Below are 773 nucleotides of genomic sequence, written 5' to 3'. Positions count from 1 at the left end.
CGGCGGTATGCTCATCAAGCAAGAGTAATTTCATTGGCTGTAGCGAGGCCATTAATAAACTGACTGCTTGCCTTTGCCCGCCTGACAATAACCCGATTTTGTCTTCTAAACGGTTTTCAAGTCCAAGCTGTAGTAGCTTGAGCTTGTTCATGAAGTGTTGGCGAAACTGCCGTTTCGCAGCAATACCTAGACCGCGCGTCTTGGTGCGAGCTTGAGCAAGCGCGAGATTTTCTTCGATGGTGAGGTCTTCACAGGTTCCCATTAAAGGGTCTTGGAAAACGCGCGCAATTTGAGGCGCTCGTTTTTCCACTGACCAAGTACTGATGTCTTTTCTATCTAGTGAAATCGACCCTTTAGGGCTAAGAAATTCCCCCGCTAGTGCATTGAGTAAGGTGGATTTTCCGGCGCCGTTACTGCCGATTACCGTAATGAACTGACCCTCTGGAATGCTAAGGTCAATACCCTTCAATGCTTGGTTCTCAAGTGGAGTACCAGCGTTGAAGGTAATGCGTAAATCCTGCACTTCAATCATCGTCGCACTCCATTGAGCTTAGATTTCATATTTGATTTTAGCGTCGGTGCAACGATGGCGAGAGTAACTAGTACCGCTGTAATTAGATTTAGGTCTTGAGCTTGTAGACCGAGGACTTCGCCATTCAAAGCAAAGGCAATCACAATGCGATACAGAATAGAACCTACCACGCAGGCCAATGCCCAAAGTAGAATTGTGCGAGTGGATAGAAGCGCTTCGCCGCCAATAACAGAAGCTAGTC

At 47.2% G+C, this 773-nt stretch carries 1 protein-coding gene and 1 pseudogene; both read right to left on the bottom strand.

The window, feature by feature from the left end:
• The coding region (locus A3738_RS04525; protein ID WP_068763390.1) for an ABC transporter ATP-binding protein at positions 1-532 on the bottom strand (532 nt) is incomplete at its 3' end.
• Positions 529-773 (bottom strand): annotated as a pseudogene (locus A3738_RS30560) (ABC transporter permease); the annotation flags it as partial. The gene A3738_RS04525 and the pseudogene A3738_RS30560, both read right to left, overlap by 4 nt.

The organism is Oleiphilus sp. HI0066 (genome assembly GCF_001635725.1).
The sequence above is the reverse complement of the archived record's forward strand: the minus strand, read 5'-3'. Positions and strand labels throughout refer to the sequence as shown.